Raw genomic sequence first — 2,813 nt, 5'->3', positions numbered from 1 at the left:
CGATCTTCACGCCCTTGGGGTCCACGCCCGCCGCCTGCAGCGCCACCAGCGTGTGGAAGTGCGTGGTCGAGACGAACGGCAGGCCGATCTTCTTGCCCTTCAAGTCCGCCAGCTGCTTCACGCCCGAGCCGTTGCGGGCCACCAGCGCCTCGGCCTCATGGATGTCGTCCAGGATCCAGAATACCTCGATGGGCACGCCCTGCGACAACGCCGAGGCGAACGGCGAAGACCCCGCCTCGCCGATGTGGATCGCACCGGAGGCCAGTGCGCGCACCACCTCGGCTCCGCTGCCCAACTTGCGGTAGGTGACCTGGTAGCCCGTGCGCTTTTCGACCTCCCGGGTCTCCTGCGCATAGCGCCACGGCACGACCATGTCCTGGTAGCCGATCACCACCTCCTTCTTGCCCTGCGCCCCAGCCGCCGCGCAGAACAAGGTGGCGCCCAGCAGGGCGGAAAGGCCGCGCACGGCGGCCCTGCGGGTGGCGGAGAACGGGGATTGCATGGGGGGTTCCTTGGAGCAAAAGAGAGGGGCACCCGCAACGGGCAGCCCCTGGGGCGCAGGGTGCGCGGGCCGGGCCGTCGATGGGCCCTTGCGCAAAATTCTAGGAACCGGCCCCCGCGCCGCATGCGCCCGTTTCGCGCATCGATATCCGGAAAACGCATCAGCGCGCTGCAGCACGCCTGCGGCGCGCGGGGGGCGCCGCCGCCGCTAGCACAGTCGGCAAATCCTTGGGGTCGCCAGTGCACTGCAGCCTTCGGGAAATGGCGGTAAGTTCGTGTCCCTGGCTTGGAACGGGCCCGGCCCCGCGCCACCCCGGAGCCCAGGCCCCGTTTTTTCCTGTCCCTCCAAAGAAAGCACCCTGTCATGACGACTCTCTTCGATCCGGTCCAGGCCGGCGATCTGCACCTGGCCAACCGCATTGCCATGGCGCCGCTCACGCGCAACCGCTCGCCCGAGGCCATCCCGAAGGACATCACGGCCACCTACTACGCCCAGCGCGCCACCGCCGGCCTGCTCATCACCGAAGCCACCGCCATCAGCCACCAGGGCCAGGGCTATGCCGACGTGCCGGGCCTGTACGGCACCGAGCAGCTCGATGGCTGGAAGCGCGTGACCGAGGCCGTGCACGCACGCGGCGGCAAGATCGTGACCCAGCTGTGGCACGTGGGCCGCATCTCGCACAACGACCTGCAGCCGGACGGCGGCAAGCCCGTGGCCCCATCGGCCATCACCGCCAAGTCCAAGACCTACCTGGTGGACCGCGCGACCGGGAAGGGCCAGTTCGTGCCCACGTCAGAGCCCCGCGCGCTCGATGCGGGCGAGCTGCCCGGCATCGTGCACGACTACGCCGCCGCCGCGCGCAACGCGGTCGAGACGGCGGGCTTCGACGGCGTGGAGATCCACGGGGCCAACGGCTACCTGCTGGACCAGTTCCTCAAGACCGGCGCCAACCAGCGCACGGACGACTACGGCGGCAGCATCGAAAACCGCGCCCGCCTGCTGCTGGAGGCCACGCGCGCCGCGGTCGATGCCATCGGCGGCGGCAAGGTGGGCATCCGCCTGTCGCCCGTGACGCCGGCCAACGACATCGCCGATGCCGATCCGCAGCCCCTGTTCGACTACGTCATCCGCCAGCTCGCACCACTGGGCCTGGCCTACATCCATGTGATCGAAGGCGCCACCGGCGGCCCGCGCGAAGTGGAAGGCCGCCCCTTCGACTACGCCGCGCTCAAGGCCGCCTACCGCGCGGCCGGCGGCAAGGGCGCGTGGATGGTGAACAACGCCTACGACGGCGCCCTCGCCACCCAGGCGGTGGCCAGCGGCGATGCCGACATCGTCGCCTTCGGCAAGCCCTTCATCTCCAACCCGGACCTGGTCGAGCGCCTGCGCCAGAACGCACCGCTCAACGCATGGGACCAAAGCACGTTCTACGGCGGCGGCGAGAAGGGCTACACCGACTACCCCACGCTGGCGGAAAAGGCCGCCTGACGCGCGCCGCAGCGTAAAGTGCCCGCTGGCACGGCCCGCCACGGCTCCGAAGGCCCGGCGGGCTTTTTTTCGTCCCCCTTTTTTTCACGGTACCTTCTCATGGTCACCTGCTACCTGCGCTACGTCATCGACCCCCACCAGCTCGCCGAATTCGAGCACTACGGCAAGCTCTGGATCCCGCTGGTGGAGAAATTCGGCGGCCAGCACCACGGCTATTTCCTGCCGTCCGAAGGCGCGAACAACATCGCGCTGGCGCTGTTCACCTTTCCCTCGCTGGCGGCGTACGAGACCTACCGCGCGCAGTCGATGCAGGACCCGGAATGCCTCGCCGCCTTCCGCTACGCGCAGGAAACGCGCTGCATCCTGAGCTACGAGCGCAGCTTCTTCCGGCCCGTCTTCAAATGATGGGTGCGAAGCTTGATATTTAGTTACGTCATTTTGCAATTTTGAAGACTGCGTGCATCCAAACCTATTTATATTTCGTTCCGCTTGACAGAATTCAAACGCATTCAAAGGAAGGTTTTCCATGTCCAACGCCGTTCCCAAGGGCGACGCTGCTGCAAAATCGCAGGATGAACTCAGGGCGATGATCGAATCGTTCTTCCGGTTCGCTAATGTCCAATTGAACTGGGACGGCACCGTCAACGACGGCGTGGCCCTGGTTTTCCACCAGATGCTGTTGGCAACCGCCAAATGTTCCAACGTCCGATGTCTTTCCGTTCCCCGCCCCGCAGGAGGGCCCCCTTCCGTGCTATGGCTTGCCACCCAATTGGCAGCCATGGGCTACCGGAACATCGAGAACAAATTCAACTTGGCTTCGTTG

4 protein-coding genes are annotated in these 2,813 nt (G+C 66.3%); 3 read left to right on the top strand and 1 reads right to left on the bottom strand.

The features are described from left to right. Positions 1 to 502 (bottom strand): taurine ABC transporter substrate-binding protein (locus AC27IQ_RS21970; RefSeq protein ID WP_487090788.1); only part of this gene is annotated, 502 nt, incomplete at its 3' end. Between the two features lie 363 nt (positions 503 to 865). Between AC27IQ_RS21970 and AC27IQ_RS21965 the strand changes: the two genes are divergently transcribed. From AC27IQ_RS21965 to AC27IQ_RS21955, 3 genes are all read left to right on the top strand, one after another. Continuing rightward, complete coding sequence (locus AC27IQ_RS21965; RefSeq protein ID WP_284397273.1) at positions 866 to 1,990, top strand: alkene reductase; 1,125 nt, start codon at positions 866 to 868, stop codon at positions 1,988 to 1,990. Between the two features lie 99 nt (positions 1,991 to 2,089). Further along, the gene (locus AC27IQ_RS21960) at positions 2,090 to 2,395 is read left to right on the top strand and encodes an NIPSNAP family protein (RefSeq protein ID WP_317356871.1); all 306 of its coding nucleotides are present in this window, start codon (positions 2,090 to 2,092) and stop codon (positions 2,393 to 2,395) included. Between the two features lie 121 nt (positions 2,396 to 2,516). Continuing rightward, the coding region (locus AC27IQ_RS21955) for a hypothetical protein (protein WP_487090787.1) at positions 2,517 to 2,813 on the top strand (297 nt) is incomplete at its 3' end.

The sequence above is a fragment of the Acidovorax sp. KPB24-07 genome (assembly GCF_057543315.1).
The sequence above is the reverse complement of the archived record's forward strand: the minus strand, read 5'-3'. Positions and strand labels throughout refer to the sequence as shown.

Coding starts and splice junctions, on each gene's coding strand:
- AC27IQ_RS21965 (WP_284397273.1), top strand. CDS start 866: ATGACGACTCTCTTCGATCCGGTCCAGGCCGGCGATCTGCACCTGGCC.
- AC27IQ_RS21960 (WP_317356871.1), top strand. CDS start 2,090: ATGGTCACCTGCTACCTGCGCTACGTCATCGACCCCCACCAGCTCGCC.